Annotated in this window: 16 protein-coding genes; 14 read left to right on the top strand and 2 right to left on the bottom strand. The window is 70.3% G+C overall.

The annotated features are described in order from the left end of the window. The first annotated feature begins 119 nt into the window (after positions 1–119). From AC3IYI_RS09175 to AC3IYI_RS09125, 11 genes are all read left to right on the top strand, one after another. Positions 120–911, top strand: a complete 792-nt coding sequence (locus AC3IYI_RS09175; protein WP_489409702.1) for a formate/nitrite transporter family protein — start codon at positions 120–122, stop codon at positions 909–911. 101 nt (positions 912–1,012) lie between these two features. Next, positions 1,013–1,792 (top strand): helix-turn-helix transcriptional regulator, encoded by a 780-nt coding sequence (locus AC3IYI_RS09170; protein ID WP_489409701.1) that lies wholly within the window; start codon positions 1,013–1,015, stop codon positions 1,790–1,792. After that, positions 1,789–3,204 (top strand): Fe-S cluster assembly protein SufB, encoded by a 1,416-nt coding sequence (gene sufB / locus AC3IYI_RS09165; protein WP_243338403.1) that lies wholly within the window; start codon positions 1,789–1,791, stop codon positions 3,202–3,204. The genes AC3IYI_RS09170 and sufB overlap by 4 nt, the downstream gene beginning before the upstream one ends. 59 nt (positions 3,205–3,263) lie before the next feature. Next, positions 3,264–4,442: a Fe-S cluster assembly protein SufD gene (gene sufD / locus AC3IYI_RS09160; RefSeq protein ID WP_489409700.1), complete on the top strand. Its 1,179-nt coding sequence runs from the start codon at positions 3,264–3,266 to the stop codon at positions 4,440–4,442. Further along, positions 4,442–4,759: a bifunctional 3-phenylpropionate/cinnamic acid dioxygenase ferredoxin subunit gene (locus tag AC3IYI_RS09155; RefSeq protein WP_243338406.1), complete on the top strand. Its 318-nt coding sequence runs from the start codon at positions 4,442–4,444 to the stop codon at positions 4,757–4,759. The genes sufD and AC3IYI_RS09155 overlap by 1 nt, the downstream gene beginning before the upstream one ends. Before the next feature lie 7 nt (positions 4,760–4,766). Next, the gene (gene sufC / locus AC3IYI_RS09150; RefSeq protein WP_489409699.1) at positions 4,767–5,534 is read left to right on the top strand and encodes a Fe-S cluster assembly ATPase SufC; all 768 of its coding nucleotides are present in this window, start codon (positions 4,767–4,769) and stop codon (positions 5,532–5,534) included. Further along, the gene (locus tag AC3IYI_RS09145) at positions 5,531–6,787 is read left to right on the top strand and encodes a cysteine desulfurase (RefSeq protein ID WP_327252118.1); all 1,257 of its coding nucleotides are present in this window, start codon (positions 5,531–5,533) and stop codon (positions 6,785–6,787) included. The genes sufC and AC3IYI_RS09145 overlap by 4 nt, the downstream gene beginning before the upstream one ends. Positions 6,788–6,816: 29 nt before the next feature. Beyond that, a complete protein-coding gene (gene sufU / locus AC3IYI_RS09140) occupies positions 6,817–7,278 on the top strand; it encodes a Fe-S cluster assembly sulfur transfer protein SufU (RefSeq protein WP_243338411.1) in 462 nt (153 codons plus the stop codon). Continuing rightward, entirely contained in the window at positions 7,275–7,619 is a 345-nt protein-coding gene (locus AC3IYI_RS09135) for a metal-sulfur cluster assembly factor (protein ID WP_073913993.1), read from the top strand. The genes sufU and AC3IYI_RS09135 overlap by 4 nt, the downstream gene beginning before the upstream one ends. A 183-nt stretch (positions 7,620–7,802) precedes the next feature. Beyond that, the gene (locus AC3IYI_RS09130) at positions 7,803–9,227 is read left to right on the top strand and encodes a hypothetical protein (protein ID WP_489409698.1); all 1,425 of its coding nucleotides are present in this window, start codon (positions 7,803–7,805) and stop codon (positions 9,225–9,227) included. After that, the gene (locus AC3IYI_RS09125; protein ID WP_489409697.1) at positions 9,224–10,615 is read left to right on the top strand and encodes a DUF3616 domain-containing protein; all 1,392 of its coding nucleotides are present in this window, start codon (positions 9,224–9,226) and stop codon (positions 10,613–10,615) included. Before AC3IYI_RS09130 ends, AC3IYI_RS09125 begins: the two co-directional genes overlap by 4 nt. On the opposite strand, the gene AC3IYI_RS09120 is transcribed toward AC3IYI_RS09125, so the two are convergent. Further along, on the bottom strand, positions 10,602–11,555 hold the full coding sequence (locus AC3IYI_RS09120) for a hypothetical protein (RefSeq protein ID WP_489409696.1): 954 nt from the start codon (positions 11,553–11,555) through the stop codon (positions 10,602–10,604). The genes AC3IYI_RS09125 and AC3IYI_RS09120 overlap by 14 nt on opposite strands. Positions 11,556–11,685: 130 nt before the next feature. Here AC3IYI_RS09120 and AC3IYI_RS09115 point away from each other — a divergent pair, with 130 nt between their 5' ends. Together AC3IYI_RS09115 and AC3IYI_RS09110 are read left to right on the top strand one after the other, a co-directional pair. Then, positions 11,686–12,009, top strand: a complete 324-nt coding sequence (locus tag AC3IYI_RS09115) for a DMT family transporter (RefSeq protein ID WP_489409695.1) — start codon at positions 11,686–11,688, stop codon at positions 12,007–12,009. A gap of 169 nt (positions 12,010–12,178) precedes the next feature. Further along, entirely contained in the window at positions 12,179–12,727 is a 549-nt protein-coding gene (locus tag AC3IYI_RS09110; RefSeq protein ID WP_489409694.1) for a TetR/AcrR family transcriptional regulator, read from the top strand. Between the two features lie 126 nt (positions 12,728–12,853). On the opposite strand, the gene AC3IYI_RS09105 is transcribed toward AC3IYI_RS09110, so the two are convergent. Continuing rightward, positions 12,854–13,726 carry a winged helix-turn-helix transcriptional regulator gene (locus AC3IYI_RS09105; RefSeq protein WP_489409693.1) on the bottom strand — a complete coding sequence of 291 codons (873 nt, stop codon included), beginning with the start codon at positions 13,724–13,726 and terminating at the stop codon, positions 12,854–12,856. 70 nt (positions 13,727–13,796) lie between these two features. On the opposite strand from AC3IYI_RS09105, the gene AC3IYI_RS09100 reads away from it, so the two are divergent. Continuing rightward, the gene (locus AC3IYI_RS09100; RefSeq protein WP_489409692.1) at positions 13,797–15,059 is read left to right on the top strand and encodes an MFS transporter; all 1,263 of its coding nucleotides are present in this window, start codon (positions 13,797–13,799) and stop codon (positions 15,057–15,059) included. The last annotated feature ends 8 nt before the right edge of the window (positions 15,060–15,067 follow it).

The raw sequence follows: 15,067 nt of genomic DNA, 5'->3' as shown, positions 1-15,067 counted from the left end.
CGGAGCCGTGGGAGGTGACCGGGGTGGGGCCGTAGGTCCCGCCCTCCAAGGGTCACGGACCTGCGTATTCGTGACCTTATCGTCCGCCCGGGGATGCGGCCGGACCCTACCGTCGGAGGGTGAACAGCATCGCTCAGAACGTCGAAGCCACCTCGGGGCAGGCCGAGCACAAGGCCCATGACCTCGGGCACCCGCCGCGCTACTTCGTGTCGGCGATGCTCGCGGGCGCCTACATCGCCATCGGCGAGGTGCTGCTCCTGGTCGCGATCTCGCCGTTCGTGGCCAAGGGCTCGCCGGCCGTGAAGCTGCTGGAGGGCGCGGTCTTCCCGATCGCCCTGACCATCGTGATGTTCGCCGGCGCCCAGCTCTTCACCAGCAATGTGATGGTGATGCTGGTCGGCGCGCTGTCCGGGCGGACCGGGCCCAGGGACCTGATCCTGTCCTGGGTGCTCTCGCTGGCGGGGAACCTGGCCGGTGCCTTCGCCTTCGGCGCCATGGTGCACGCGTCGGGCGTGGTCTCCTCGGCCTCGGCGCGATCCATGCTCACCGAGATGGTGCACGGGAAGATGGCGCTGAGCGGCGGGCAGCTGTTCTGGCGCGCGGTGCTCTGCAACATGCTGGTCTGTCTGGCGATCTGGATGTTCACCCGGGCGCGCGGCGATGCCGCCAAGATTTTCGTCTTGTGGCTGCCGGTTGCTGTTTTTGTCGCCGTCGGATTCGAACACTGTGTAGCGAACATGGCTGTTTTCAGCCTCGCGATCCTGGATGGCTCAGCCGGGTTCGGTGATCTTTTCCGCAATTTGATGTTCACCGTGCCCGGGAACATCGTGGGCGGGGGATTGCTGGTGGGAGCCGTGTACTGGTTCACCGGCGGGGCCCTGCGGGAAGCCGGAGAGTCCACTTCCGCTTAACGCTCCGTAGATAGATAAGGTAACCCTTAGTGATGGAGGCCACCAGAGGTGGTCTCCATCACGGCTTGTCGGGGCCCGGCTAATTACGCAACAATGGCGTTGTGAAATACGGCGAACGGATGAGCGAGGCCCACCAGGGCGAACTCGTGACCGGGGAGCGGTCAACCCGCAACCGGGTCGCGCGGTCGATCCTGGACCACGGTCCCTCCACCGTCGCCGACCTCGCCCAGCGCCTCGGCCTCACCCAGGCCGCCGTTCGCCGCCACCTCGACACGCTCGTCGCCGACGACGTGGTCGAACCCCGTGAGCAGCGTGTGTACGGTGCGCGGACCCGAGGGCGGCCCGCCAAGGTCTTCGCGCTGACCGACTGCGGCCGGGACGCCTTCGACCAGTCCTACGACTCGCTCGCCGCCGACGCCATGCGCTGGATCGCGCAGGCCGCCGGGGGTGGGCAGCAGGGCGAGGCGGCCGTGGCCGCCTTCGCGAAGGCCAGGCTGACGGCGCAGGCGGAGACCTACCGCGAGGCCGTGGAAGCGGCCGACCCCGCGGAGCGCACCGAGGCCCTTGCCAAGGCGTTGACCGGAGACGGGTACGCTGCTACGGCGAAGAGCGCTCCCGGTCCGCACAGCGGTGAACAGCTCTGCCAGCACCACTGCCCGGTCGCACACGTCGCCGAGCAGTTCCCGCAGCTTTGCGAGGCGGAGACCGAGGTCTTCTCCCGCCTGCTCGGGACGCACGTGCAGCGTCTCGCCACGATCGCCCACGGCGACGGGGTGTGCACGACGTTCATTCCACGTAGTGGGAACGGCGTCGGTGCCACAGGCGCCACACAGACCGACACATCAGTATCTGCAAGTACGGCCGGGAGGAACCCCGCATGACCACGGAGACTGCTCACCCTGAGCTCGATGGCCTGGGCACCTACGAATACGGATGGGTCGACTCCGACGCGGCCGGTGCGGTCGCCAAGCGAGGCCTGTCCGAAGAGGTCGTCCGCGACATCTCGGCGAAGAAGTCCGAGCCGGAGTGGATGCTGAACCTCCGTCTCAAGGGCCTCAAGCTGTTCGGCAAGAAGCCCATGCCCAACTGGGGTTCCGACCTCTCGGGCATCGACTTCGACAACATCAAGTACTTCGTGCGCTCCACCGAGAAGCAGGCCGCTTCGTGGGAGGACCTGCCGGAGGACATCAAGAACACGTACGACAGGCTCGGCATCCCGGAGGCGGAGAAGCAGCGCCTCGTCGCCGGTGTCGCCGCCCAGTACGAGTCCGAGGTCGTCTACCACCAGATCCGTGAGGACCTGGAGGAGCAGGGCGTCATCTTCCTCGACACGGACACCGCGCTCAAGGAGCACCCGGAGCTCTTCCAGGAGTACTTCGGCACGGTCATCCCGGTCGGCGACAACAAGTTCGCCTCGCTGAACACCGCCGTGTGGTCGGGCGGCTCGTTCATCTACGTCCCCAAGGGCGTCAAGGTCGACATCCCGCTCCAGGCCTACTTCCGTATCAACACGGAGAACATGGGCCAGTTCGAGCGGACGCTGATCATCGTCGACGAGGACGCCTACGTCCACTACGTCGAGGGCTGCACCGCCCCGATCTACTCCTCGGACTCGCTGCACAGCGCCGTGGTCGAGATCATCGTGAAGAAGGGCGGCCGCTGCCGCTACACGACGATCCAGAACTGGTCGAACAACGTCTACAACCTGGTCACCAAGCGCGCCGTGGCGTACGAGGGCGCGACCATGGAGTGGATCGACGGCAACATCGGTTCCAAGGTCACCATGAAGTACCCGGCCGTCTACCTGATGGGCGAGCACGCCAAGGGCGAGACCCTCTCCATCGCCTTCGCGGGCGAGGGCCAGCACCAGGACGCCGGCTCCAAGATGGTCCACATGGCGCCGAACACCTCCTCCAACATCGTCTCGAAGTCGGTGGCCCGAGGCGGCGGCCGCACCTCGTACCGCGGTCTGGTCGAGATCGGCGAAGGCGCCCACGGCTCCAAGTCCAACGTGCTGTGCGACGCGCTCCTGGTCGACACCATCTCCCGCTCGGACACCTACCCCTACGTGGACGTCCGCGAGGACGACGTGTCCATGGGCCACGAGGCGACCGTCTCCAAGGTCTCCGACGACCAGCTCTTCTACCTGATGAGCCGCGGTCTGACGGAGTTCGAGGCCATGGCGATGATCGTGCGCGGCTTCGTCGAGCCGATCGCCCGTGAGCTGCCGATGGAGTACGCGCTGGAGCTGAACCGGCTGATCGAGCTGCAGATGGAAGGCTCGGTCGGTTAGTCCCGGCCCGCCCGACGTCCCGCAGCAGATTCTTTAAGGAAGAGAGCAACACGACAGCCATGGCTGAGGCTCAGAACATTCCGGCGGGTTCGACCACCGCCGGCGCGATCGCGGTGGCCGCCGAGTCCACCGTCGCCACCCGGATGAGTGCCCCCCCGTCCTTCGACGTGGCGGACTTCCCCGTGCCCAACGGCCGCGAGGAGGAGTGGCGCTTCACGCCGCTCGCCCGCCTCAAGGGTCTGCACGACGGCACCGCGGTCGCCAACGGCACCATGAAGGCCCAGATCGACGCGCCCGACGTGGTCACGATCGAGTCCGTGGAGCGCGGCGACGCGCGCATCGGCAAGGCCGGCACCCCGGTGGACCGGATCGCCGCGCAGGCGTTCTCGTCCTTCGCCAAGGCCACGGTCGTGACCGTGCCCAAGGAGGCGGTGCTCACCGAGCCCGTGCGCGTCTCGCTGCACGGCGAGGGCGGCACCACCTTCGGCCACACCGTCTTCGACGTGCAGGCCTTCGCCGAGGCCGTCATCGTCATCGACCACACCGGTGACGGCGTGCGCGCCGCCAACGTCGACTTCCTCGTCGGCGACGGCGCCAAGCTCACCGTCGTCTCCGTGCAGGACTGGGACGACACCGCCGTCCACTGCTCCCAGCACAACGCCCTGATCGGCCGCGACGCGACCTTCAAGTCGATCGTGGTCACCTTCGGCGGCGACGTCGTACGCCTGCACCCCCGCGTGAACTACGCGGGCCCCGGCGGCGAGGCCGAGCTCCTCGGCCTGTACTTCACGGACGCCGGCCAGCACCAGGAGCACCGCCTCCTGGTCGACCACAAGGCCCCGCACTGCAAGTCGCACGTGGTCTACAAGGGCGCGCTCCAGGGCCAGGACGCCCACGCCGTCTGGATCGGTGACGTGCTCATCGAGAAGACCGCCGAGGGCACCGACACCTACGAGATGAACCGCAACCTCGTCCTCACGGACGGCGCGCGGGTCGACTCGGTGCCGAACCTGGAGATCGAGACCGGCGAGATCGTCGGCGCCGGCCACGCCTCCGCGACCGGCCGCTTCGACGACGAGCAGCTCTTCTACCTCCAGTCCCGCGGCATCCCGGCCGACACGGCCCGCCGTCTGGTCGTGCGCGGCTTCTTCGCCGAGCTCGTGCAGCAGATCGGTGTCCCCGACATCGAAGAGCGGCTGCTCGCGAAGATCGAAACCGAGCTGCAGGCGTCCGTCTGATGACCTACGTCAAGGCCTGTGCGATGAGCGAGCTGGAGGAGAACACCCCCAAGCGGGTGGAACTCGACGGCACGCCGGTGTCCATCATCTCCACCGAGGGCGAGGTGTTCGCGATCAACGACATCTGCTCGCACGCGAACGTCTCCCTCTCGGAGGGCGAGGTCGAGGACTGCCAGATCGAGTGCTGGCTGCACGGGTCGGCCTTCGACCTGCGCACCGGCAAGCCCTCCGGTCTGCCCGCGACACGCCCCGTACCCGTATACCCCGTAAAGATCGAAGGGGACGACGTGCTCGTCTCCCTCACCCAGGAGTCCTGAGGTATCCATGGCAACGCTTGAAATCCACGACCTGCACGTCTCCGTCGAGGCCGAGAACGGCGCCCGCGAGATCCTCAAGGGCGTCGACCTCACCGTCAAGCAGGGTGAGACGCACGCCATCATGGGTCCGAACGGCTCCGGCAAGTCCACGCTGGCGTACTCGCTCGCCGGTCACCCGAAGTACACGATCACCGGTGGCACCGTCACCCTCGACGGCGAAGACGTCCTGGAGATGTCCGTCGACGAGCGCGCCCGCGCCGGCGTCTTCCTCGCCATGCAGTACCCGGTCGAGGTCCCCGGCGTCTCGGTCTCCAACTTCCTGCGCACCTCGGCCACCGCCATCCGCGGCGAGGCGCCGAAGCTGCGTACCTGGGTGAAGGAGGTCAAGGCCGCGATGGAGCAGCTCCAGATGGACCCGGCCTTCGCCGAGCGCAACGTCAACGAGGGCTTCTCCGGCGGTGAGAAGAAGCGCCACGAGATCCTGCAGCTGGAGCTCCTGAAGCCGAAGATCGCGATCCTCGACGAGACCGACTCCGGCCTGGACGTCGACGCCCTGCGTCAGGTCTCCGAAGGCGTCAACCGCGTCCGCGCGACCGGCGAGACCGGCACCCTGCTGATCACGCACTACACGCGGATCCTCCGCTACATCAAGCCCGACTTCGTCCACGTCTTCTCCGAGGGCCGCATCGCCGAGTCCGGCGGCGCCGAGCTCGCCGACAAGCTGGAGGCCGAAGGCTACGAGTCGTACAGCACGAAGGGTGGCGCGACCGCGTGACACAGCTGCCTGGCCTCCTCGACATCGAGGCGATCCGCAAGGACTTCCCCCTTCTGGATCGTGTGGTCCACGACGGGAAGAAGATCGTTTACCTGGACAACGCGGCGACTTCGCAGAAGCCGCGCCAGGTGCTCGACGCGCTGAACGAGTACTACGAGCAGCACAACGCCAACGTCCACCGCGGCGTGCACGTGCTCGCCGAGGAGGCCACGGCACTGTACGAGGGTGCTCGCGACAAGGTCGCCGCCTTCATCAACGCTCCGAGCCGCAACGAGGTGATCTTCACCAAGAACGCCTCGGAGTCGCTCAACCTGGTCGCGAACATGCTCGGCTGGGCGGACGAGCCCTACCGGGTCGACCGCGAGACCGAGATCGCCATCACGGAGATGGAGCACCACTCCAACATCGTGCCGTGGCAGCTGCTCTCGCAGCGCACCGGCGCGAAGCTGAAGTGGTTCGGCCTCACCGACGACGGCCGGCTCGACCTGTCCAACATCGAAGAGGTCATCACGGAGAAGACGAAGATCGTCTCCTTCACGCTGGTCTCCAACATCATGGGCACGGTCAACCCGACCGAGGCGATCGTCCGGCGCGCGCAGGAGGTCGGCGCGCTGGTGCTGATCGACGCGTCGCAGGCCGCTCCGCACATGCCGCTCGACGTGCAGGCGCTCGGCGCCGACTTCGTGGCCTTCACCGGTCACAAGATGTGCGGCCCGACCGGCATCGGCGTCCTCTGGGGCCGCCAGGAGCTGCTCGAGGACCTGCCGCCCTTCCTGGGCGGCGGCGAGATGATCGAAACCGTCTCGATGCACTCCTCGACGTACGCCCCGGCACCCCACAAATTCGAGGCCGGTACGCCCCCGATCGCCCAGGCCGTCGGCCTCGGTGCGGCCGTGGACTACCTGACCGCGATCGGCATGGACAAGATCGCCGCGCACGAGCACGCGATCACGGAGTACGCGATCAAGCGCCTCGCGGAGGTCCCGGACCTGCGCATCATCGGCCCGACCACGGCCGAGGACCGCGGCGCCGCGATTTCGTTCGTGCTCGGTGACATCCACCCGCACGACGTCGGCCAGGTACTGGACGAGCAGGGCATCGCGGTCCGCGTGGGACACCACTGCGCCCGCCCGGTCTGCCTCCGGTACGGAATTCCGGCGACGACGCGAGCGTCTTTCTATCTGTACTCCTCTCCGGCCGAGGTCGACGCACTGATCGACGGGCTGGAGCACGTACGGAACTTCTTCGGATAAGACGAAGCGACGAGGGCGACGAGGGCGCAGTGAAGCTGGAATCGATGTACCAGGAACTGATCCTGGACCACTACAAGCACCCGCGCGGGCGAGGCCTGCGCGACGGCGACGCCGAGGTGCACCACGTCAACCCGACGTGCGGTGACGAGATCACCCTGCGCGTGAAGTACGACGGCGAGACGCTCACCGACATCTCGTACGAGGGCCAGGGCTGCTCCATCAGCCAGGCCGGCGCGTCGATACTGAACGAGCTGCTCGTCGGCAAGGAGCTGGGCGAGGCGCGGAAGATCCAGGAAGTCTTCCTGGAGCTGATGCAGTCCAAGGGCAAGATCGAGCCCGACGAGGCCATGGAGGAGGTGCTGGAGGACGCGGTCGCGTTCGCCGGCGTCTCCAAGTACCCGGCCCGGGTGAAGTGTGCTCTGCTGAGCTGGATGGCCTGGAAGGACGCGACCGCCCAGGCACTGGGCGACGCCGAGAGGAAGACGGCATGACCGAGAACGCGACGCCCGAGGCGTCCATCAAGCCGGCCACCGAGGAAGAGGTCCGCGAGGCCCTCTACGACGTGGTCGACCCCGAGCTGGGCATCGACGTCGTCAACCTGGGCCTGATCTACGGCATCCACGTCGACGACGCGAACATCGCGACCCTCGACATGACCCTCACCTCGGCGGCCTGCCCGCTGACGGACGTCATCGAGGACCAGGCGAAGTCGGCTACGGACGGCATCGTCAGCGAACTGCGCATCAACTGGGTGTGGATGCCGCCGTGGGGCCCGGACAAGATCACGGACGACGGCCGCGAGCAGCTGCGCGCGCTCGGTTTCAACGTCTGACCGAGGCCCGGCCCGAGAACGACGGCCGTCCTACGGCCGAGTGAACAGACGACCCCCGGCACGGGTGTGCCGGGGGTCCGCTGTTTTCCCGGCGGACGGGCCGCGTGCACCGGGAGTTGGCCACGGTGGCCGAATCTTCTCGACGGCCGTCACGACGTGACGGCGCAGACGAGAGGACCTCCGTTGACCGTTCGCCCTTCGCCGGCACGCCGCCTCGGTGCCGTGGGAGCCGCCGGGGCCGCCGCCCTGCTCGCCGCCGGACTGACGGCGCCCGCCCACGCCGCCCAGGAAACCGCCGCCGAACCGACCATCGCGCTCTCCGCCGGGTACCTGTCCGGGGCAGTCGGCGCGGTCGGCGACCCGGGCGTCAGCGTGGACATCGCGCAGGAGGGGATACCCGCCGCCTTCCTCAAGGTCGACGTCCTCTCCTCCAGCAATCCGGCGGTCGCAGCACCCGGCGACGTGCGCATCGACCGGACCGGGCACGGCGACCGCGAGCTGACCGTCCGCCCGCAGGCCCAGGGCTACACCGACCTCACGCTCCGGGTGACCGGCCGCGGCGGCAAGACGGCCACGGCCACCCTCTCCTACGCCGCTTCGGCGCGGGTGGGCACCGGCGCCTTCTCCACCCGCTACCTCACGGGCTCCGCCGACTCCTCGGCCGCCGTGGACGTCGGCGACGGCTACGCGCTGGTGGCCGACGACGAGACCAACGTGCTGCGCCTGTACGACCGTTTCCGCTCGGGCGCCCCGGTGAAGACCTGGGACCTCGGCCCCGCGCTCGGCATCAAGAAGGAAGCCGACATCGAGGCGGCCGCCCGGGTCGGCGACACGGTGTACTGGACGGGCTCGCTCGGCAACAACAAGGACGGCAAGTACAAGGCCGAGCGCAACACCGTCTTCGCCACCCGGCTCACCGGGACGGGCGCCGACACCGAGATCGTCTTCGGCTCCGCGTACAAGGGCCTGCGCGAGGACCTGATCGCCTGGGACACGGCGAACGGGAACCGCTACGGCTTCGCGGCGGGCACGGCGGCCGGCAAGATCCCGAAGAGCATCGACGGCTTCAACGTGGAGGGCCTGGAGTTCGCCCCGGGTTCCACGACCACCGCCTACCTGGGCTTCCGCGCCCCGCTGGCGCCCGCCGTGCCCGGCGGCAAGGCACTGGTCGTGCCCGTCACCAACATCGACCAGGTCGTGGCCGGCGCGGCCAAGCCGGTCTTCGGAGAGCCGATCGAGATGGACCTCGGCGGGCTCGCGATCCGTGACATCCGCAAGAACGCCGCCGACCAGTACCTGCTCCTGGCCGGCTCCTGGGCGGCGGACGACAACTCCGACCCGTACGCCCTGTACCAGTGGGACGGCGTCCCGGGCCACGCCCCGGTCAAGCGGACCGACCTGCCGACCACCGACCCCGGCGGCTGGGAAGCCGTGGTCTGCGTACCCGACCTGCGGTTCCCCGGCGCCCGCGTCCAGCTGATCACCGACAGCGGCTCCGCCGACCTGTACGGGGACGGCACCGAAGCCAAGGACCTCGACCACCCGGAGTGGAAGAAGTCCCGGTCCGGATGGTTCACGCTCGGCCCGATGCGCGGAGACCACCGATGAAGACGCAGCATGGGAAGAAGGTGAAGACGACGTACCTCGGGGCCGCCGGCATCGCCGCACTGCTGCTGGCCGCCACGGCCATGCCCGCGCAGGCGGTGACCTACGGGACGCCCACCATCTCGCTGTCCGCCTCCTACCTGTCCGGGGCCGTCGGCGCGACGGGCGACCCGACGGTGAACGTGACCGTGGCGCAGAGCGGCGCGGACGTCTCCGCGCTCACCGTCAGTGCCTCGACGTCCAGCAAGGCCACAGTCGCCGGGACCGGCGACGTGAGCGTCACCGGGACCGGTGCGGTCCGCAAGCTGGCGGTCGCCGCGCGCGGCCGCGGCTACACGAACCTGACCGTCAAGGTGACGGGGCTGGGCGGCAAGACCGCCACCAAGACGCTGTACTTCGCCGCTTCCTCCGCGGTCCAGAACCCGGCCGACGCGCGCTACTTCACCGGCGCTTCGGACTCCTCGGCCGCCGTGGACGTCGGCGGCGGCTACACCGTCGTCGCCGACGACGAGAGCAACGTGCTGCGTCTGTACGACCGCGCCAACTCGGCGGCTCCGGTCAGGACCTGGGACTTCAGCTCGCAGCTCGGCGTCACCAAGGAGGTGGACATCGAGGGCGCGACCCTGATCGGCAACACCATCTGCTGGACGGGCTCGCTCGGCAACAACAAGGACGGCGAGTACAAGGCTCCCCGCAACACGGTGTTCACCACCACGCTGAGCGGCTCCGGATCCACCGCGCAGCTCGCGTACGGGCGCTCGTACAAGAAGCTCCGCGAGGACCTGGTCGGCTGGGACACGGCGAACGGGAACCGCTACGGCTTCGCGGCCGGTACGGCCGCCGGTGAGGCGCCGAAGCAGATCGACGGCTTCAACGTGGAGGGCCTGGAGTTCGCCCCGGGTTCGGCCACCACCGCCTACCTGGGCTTCCGTGCCCCGCTGGCCCCGGCGGTGATCGGCGGCAAGGCGCTGGTCGTGCCGGTGACCAACTTCGACGAGGTGCTCTCCAGCGGGATCAAGGCCACCTTCGGCGCGGGCATCGAGCTCGACCTCGGCGGGCTCGCGATCCGCGACATCCGCAAGAACGCCGCCGACCAGTACCTGATCCTGGCCGGCTCCTGGGCGGCGGACGACAACTCCGACCCGTACGCCCTGTACCAGTGGGACGGCGTCCCGGGCCACGCCCCGGTCAAGCGGACCGACCTGCCGACCACCGACCCCGGCGGCTGGGAGGCCATCGTGGCGGTTCCCGACCTGTCGGTCACGGGCGCGCGGGTGCAGCTGATCACCGACAGCGGCTCCGCGGACCTGTACGGGGACGGCATCGAGGCCAAGAGCCTCACGCACCCGGAGTGGAAGAAGTCCCGCGCGGCCTGGTTCACGCTGAACTGAGCTCCCCGGACTGCCTGGTGAGCTCCGTGACCAGGTCCTCGCGGCGGATCCGCCGGTCTGCGTAGAGCAGGCCGGCGGTGAGCTGCGGGAAGCAGAACAGCAGGGTCTGCGCGGCCATCCCGCCGAGTGCGGTGAGGACCGCGTGCACGAGGCCGCCGTCTACCGCCGGGATCAGGCCGAGCGCCCCGGCGAAGGCGAAGGGGTGCACGGCGTACGCCGCCAGGGCGGCGATCGCGGCGGCGAAGGCGGTGAGGCCGAGCGTGCGCCACCAGGCCCCGCGCACCAGGCGGGCCGAGCGGCGCAGGGCCCGGAGCGGGCCCAGACCCTCGCAGGCGGCGACCGTGGGCGCGAGCGCGAACAGGACCCCGAGTCCGAGTGCGGCCGGCAAGGTGGCCGCCGCCGTCAGTGGGGGCAGCCCGGCGGCCAGGACGGCGGCTCCCGGTCCGGCCACGGCGCCGAGGACCAGGAGCTGGGTGCCGAGGACGGCGGCGAAGCGGGGCCGGGCGGCGCGCAGCAGCGTACGGGCGGTGGCGGGGCGGCCGAGTACCGCCGGGCGGAGCACGGCTCCCGTCAGGGCGGAGGCCAGGGCGCAGGTCAGCAGGGTGGCCAGGGCCGCGGCGGGAACCAGGGCGGCGACCGGCCGGACGTCCAGCGCGAGCGCCGCCGCGGCGGCCGCGGCGACCAGCAGCAGTGCGCCGAGCTGGCCGGGCAGCATGGCGGTGGCGAGGCGGCCCCCGTACCGGGCGAGGGCGGCGAAGGCGCCGCCGAGTATCTCGCCGGGGGTGAGTGGCCGCAGGGATATCACGCCGGGCCGGGGAGGCTGCGGGGGAAGCCAGCCGCCGCCCCATGTCGTCCATGGCCCCGTCGACCGCCCTGCCGGCAGCCGGGTCCCGTGCTGCGTCCCGTGTCCCGTCTCGCGCCGCGTCCCGTGCTGGGCCATGCGGATCTCCCGTCCCCCGGTGCGCGTGCCTCGGTGCCGCGGCGCGGACACCGTAGCGGCCGGGGCCGGGAAAGTCCCGGGGACACGCGGATATGTACGGTCGTCCATAACGATGTGTACAGTCGTACGTATGCCCTACATACTGCTCGCCGCCGCCATCGCCGCAGAGGTCGCCGGTACCACTGCCATGAAGTTCAGCGAGGGCTTCACGAAGCTGTGGCCCTCGCTGATCACGCTGGTGGGCTACGTCATCGCCTTCACGCTGCTCGCGCAGACGCTGAAGTCGATGTCGGTCGGGACGGCGTACGCGATCTGGGCCGGCGTGGGTACGGCCGCGATCGCCGCGATCGGCATGATCTTCATGGGGGAGGCGGCGACGGCCGCGAAGATCGGCGGCATCGCGCTGGTGATCGCCGGTGTCGTGCTGCTGAACCTCGGGGGGACCACGCGCTGATGCCCCGCCGGGGCGGCGGTGGGCGCCGCCGCACGGCGGCGCGCGGCCGACCGTGCGCGGCCGTGTGTACTGTCGTACGCATGCCTTGTCAGTCGCCCGCTGCCGCCGCCGCTGCCGCCGCTGCCGCTGCCGCTGCCGCTGCCGCCGCCGTGACGGGAGCCGCCCGCTGATGGCCGGCTCGGTGCGCCGCTACGACCCGGACCGGCGGGACCGGATCATCGACGCGGCGATCCGGGTGGTGGGCGCCCGGGGCATCGCGGGGCTCAGCCACCGCAGCGTGGCCGCGGAGGCCGACGTACCGCTCGGCTCCACGACGTACCACTTCAAGAGCCTGGACGACCTGCTGATCGCGGCGCTGCGGCAGGCCAACGCGGGCTTCGCCCGGGCGGTGGCGGACTCGGCGGCGCTGGCCGATCCGGGCGCGGACCTGGCGGGCGCCCTGGCCGTGCTGCTGGGCGAGTTCCTGGGGGCGGACCGGGCGCGGGCGGAGCTGGAGTACGAGCTCTACCTGGCCGCCCTGCGCCGCCCCGCGCTGCGCCCGGTGGCGGCCGAATGGTGCGAGGCCGTCTCCGCGGCGCTGTCGGACCGGGTGGACCCGGCGACGGCGCGGGCGCTGGTGGCGGTGATGGACGGGATCAGCCTGCAGGTCCTGCTGACGGGGGCGGAGTACGACGAGGCGTACGCCTGCGAGATCCTGCGGCGGGTGCTGCGGGCCTGACGGCGGCCTTGACTGCGGCCTTGCCGGCGGCCGGGCCGGGGTGTGCCCCCCGGCCGTGCGGCCGGGAGGTGGCCCCGGCGGGCGGTCGGGCCAGGGGGTGAGGTCGCGGCGATCCGCGGCCGCACCCTACGCGCCGCGGACCGCCGCGAGGGCGGCGGCCACGCTCGCCTCGATGTCCCGGACCGGATAGAAGACCTCGCGGACGGTCCGGTCGCGGTCCACGACCAGCGTCAGGCGCTTCAGCCGGGTGATGCCCCCCGCCCGGAACGTCGGCAGCCGCAGCGCCGTCACGAGCCCGAGCTCCGCGTCGGAGAGCAGGGGGAAGCGGAGCCCCTCGGCCTCCGCGAACTCCCGCTGCTCGTCCGGCCGCTGGGTCGATACCCCGTGGACCGTCGCGCCCGCCGCCGTGAACTCCCCGAGCTGGTCCCGGTACGTGCACGATTCGAGGGTGCACCCCCGTGCCCCGGGGATCCCGGCCCACCCCGGCGGGTAGGACTCGGACCGGGCGAACGCGCCCGGGAAGCAGTACAGGACGGTGAACGGGGTGTCCGCCACCGGGTCGCGGAGCTCGCCGAAACGGTCCGGCAGCGACAGCTCCGGCAGCCGGGTGCCGCGCAGCGCGTGGACCCGTACGGCCTCGCGCGAGGTTTCGTGTGTCGTCGCCGTCATCTCTCCCTCTCCCAGAATCCAGGTGTCCCCCCAGTCCTGGAGGGCGACCAGCACCGGCAGCAGCCCGCGCCCGCGCGGGGTCAGCCGGTATGCGTAGCGCACCGGGCGGTCCTGGTACGGCTCGCGGGTCAGCACGTCCGCCTCGACCAGCAGTTTCAGCCGTTCCGTCAGGACCTTGCGGGACATGCCCAGTTCGCGCTGGAACTCGTCGAAGCGGTGCACGCCGCGTGCCGCGTCGCGCACGATCAGCAGCGTCCACCAGTCGCCCACGACGTCGAGGGCCTGGGCGATGGAGCAGTCCGCGTCGTCGAGGTGCGTGCGCTGGGCCATGGGCACTCCTTTGTCCGTTGACCCGAGGCTGTCATGATGGCATGGTGAGTTCCCAAAGGGAACTTACTGGATGACGCAACGGGAACGCGGGGGAAAAGGTGTGCTGCAGGGATTCAAGGACGTACCGAGGGTCGTGTGGCTGCTGGCTGCGGGGATCCTGGTCAACGCCGTCGTCAGCTTCACCTTCGTCTTCGTCTTCCTCTACCTGACCGGCCCGCGCGGCCTCGGCGCCGCCCAGGCGGGCCTGATCGTCGGCATCGGCGGCGTCGGACTGGTCGCCGGGAACTTCACCGGCGGCTGGTACGGCGACCGCTTCGGCCACCGCCGGGTGCTGCTCACCGCCTCCGCGCTCGGCGGGGTCGCCCTCGTCGTCCTGCCGACGGTCTCCACCGGCCTGCTGGCCCTCGTCCTGACGCTCGCGCAGTACGCCTCCGGGGTGATCCGCGCTGCCAACTCCGCGCTGGTCGCCGTCACCGTGCCGGAAGGCTCCCGGCGCCAGGCCTTCGCGCTCACCCGCTTCATGTCCAACGCCGGCTTCGCGGTGGGCTCACCGATCGGGGCCCTGATCGCGACCGGGCTCTCCTACGACTGGCTCTTCGTCGCGGACGGCCTCGGCACCCTCTTCTTCGCCCTCTGGACCGCCCGGGTCGTCCCGGCCCGGGCAGCCACCGCGCCTCCCGCGGCCCCGGACGGGGGTCGGGGCCGCGGGGGCCTGTGGCGGGAGCTGCGCGCGCGGCCCGCCGTGCTCGTCCTGCTCGGCGCGATCGTCGTCATCGACATCGTCTACAGGCAGCACTACACGACCTTCCCCGTCGTCCTCGCCGAGCACGGTCTGGACACCCGTGCCTACGGACTGCTCATCGCGGTCAACGGCGGTGTGATCATGCTCCTGGAGATCCCCGCCGCCCTCGCCCTGCGCCGGTGTTCCCCGCTGCACATCATCGGCACCGGGCTCGTACTGGTGGGCGGCGGCTACGCGATGCTGGCACTCGGAGTGGGCGCTGCGAGCGCCGTCGCGATGATGCTGCTGCTGACCCTCGGCGAGATCCTCTACAAGACCACCGCCACGGCGTACGTCGCGGACGAGTCGCCCGAGCACGCCATCGGCCGGTTCCAGAGCCTGTACGCGGGCGTCTCCGTCAGCGGTGTCGTCCTCGCCGCGCCCCTCGGCGGAGCCTTGTACGACGCCGCGCCCGGCCTGCTGTGGCCACTGTGCGCGATACTCGGCGCAGCCGCGGGCGGGACCGTCCTGGTCATGGGTTCGCGCGGGACGCGGCGACGCGAGCGCCCGGCACATGAGACCGGTTCGCGACCGCGGGCCGTCGCCGGTTAGGTTTCGGG

This window comes from Streptomyces sp. GL_148, from assembly GCF_057834205.1.
Note: the sequence above shows the minus strand (reverse complement) of the source record. Positions and strands in the feature narration are given on the sequence as shown.

Coding starts and splice junctions, on each gene's coding strand:
- sufB (WP_243338403.1), top strand. CDS start 1,789: ATGACCACGGAGACTGCTCACCCTGAGCTCGATGGCCTGGGCACCTAC.
- sufD (WP_489409700.1), top strand. CDS start 3,264: ATGGCTGAGGCTCAGAACATTCCGGCGGGTTCGACCACCGCCGGCGCG.
- AC3IYI_RS09155 (WP_243338406.1), top strand. CDS start 4,442: ATGACCTACGTCAAGGCCTGTGCGATGAGCGAGCTGGAGGAGAACACC.
- sufC (WP_489409699.1), top strand. CDS start 4,767: ATGGCAACGCTTGAAATCCACGACCTGCACGTCTCCGTCGAGGCCGAG.
- AC3IYI_RS09135 (WP_073913993.1), top strand. CDS start 7,275: ATGACCGAGAACGCGACGCCCGAGGCGTCCATCAAGCCGGCCACCGAG.
- AC3IYI_RS09125 (WP_489409697.1), top strand. CDS start 9,224: ATGAAGACGCAGCATGGGAAGAAGGTGAAGACGACGTACCTCGGGGCC.
- AC3IYI_RS09120 (WP_489409696.1), bottom strand. CDS start 11,555: ATGGCCCAGCACGGGACGCGGCGCGAGACGGGACACGGGACGCAGCAC.
- AC3IYI_RS09115 (WP_489409695.1), top strand. CDS start 11,686: ATGCCCTACATACTGCTCGCCGCCGCCATCGCCGCAGAGGTCGCCGGT.
- AC3IYI_RS09110 (WP_489409694.1), top strand. CDS start 12,179: ATGGCCGGCTCGGTGCGCCGCTACGACCCGGACCGGCGGGACCGGATC.
- AC3IYI_RS09105 (WP_489409693.1), bottom strand. CDS start 13,726: ATGGCCCAGCGCACGCACCTCGACGACGCGGACTGCTCCATCGCCCAG.
- AC3IYI_RS09100 (WP_489409692.1), top strand. CDS start 13,797: ATGACGCAACGGGAACGCGGGGGAAAAGGTGTGCTGCAGGGATTCAAG.